Source organism: Afifella sp. IM 167, from assembly GCF_020144925.1.
Taxonomy (GTDB): domain Bacteria; phylum Pseudomonadota; class Alphaproteobacteria; order Rhizobiales; family Afifellaceae; genus Afifella.
Map to the genome: position 1 here is coordinate 1 of NZ_NSLC01000032.1, position 592 is coordinate 592.

The 592-nt window shown below is 63.7% G+C and carries 1 protein-coding gene; it reads right to left on the reverse strand.

Annotated elements, in window-relative coordinates:
• Positions 1–592, reverse strand: a 592-nt coding sequence (locus CLD20_RS19990) for an autotransporter outer membrane beta-barrel domain-containing protein (RefSeq protein ID WP_224408437.1), incomplete at both ends; no start/stop codon positions are given.

Below are 592 nucleotides of genomic sequence, written 5' to 3' on the forward strand. Positions count from 1 at the left end.
CTGTAGGTCAGCATCCCATCCAGATAGAGATGCTCGTCGGGGAAATAGGTCGCATAGAGGCTGGTACTGAAGGTATCGGTGTCCAGGCGGCCGCCATTGTTATCGATGTCGGTATCATTCTCGCTGTAGCCGAGTGCCAGCCCGACCGCAGCGCCGTCCATCACGCGGTAGTCAACGCCCGCCGTAAAGCCCCAGCTGTCAAAATCGAAGCCATCCTCGTTTGCGGAGGGATCGCGGTCGCCCCGATTGTAGGTGCCGTTGAAGAACACACCGAGGCGCTCATCGCCGAGAATCACCGGTCCGCCATCGTCCGCGCTCGCGGCGCCGCCGCTGTAGCCAAGGGGCTGCTCAGACAAGCTCGCGCTCGTCAGCCCGCCAACGGACAGGCCCACGGCACCGCTGCGCAGCGCCGATAGGCGCGACCCAAGGTTCTGCATCTGCGTGCTGAGGCTGGAGCGGGAGGAGGACAGCGGCACGGTCGCCTGATTGGCTGTCACGGCATCCAGCGCCGTGGCGGTCTCCCGCTGCAAAGTCGCATCGCCCGAACCGGCTGCCTGTAATAAGTTGGTGCAGTCTTCGCTGAACTGAGTGC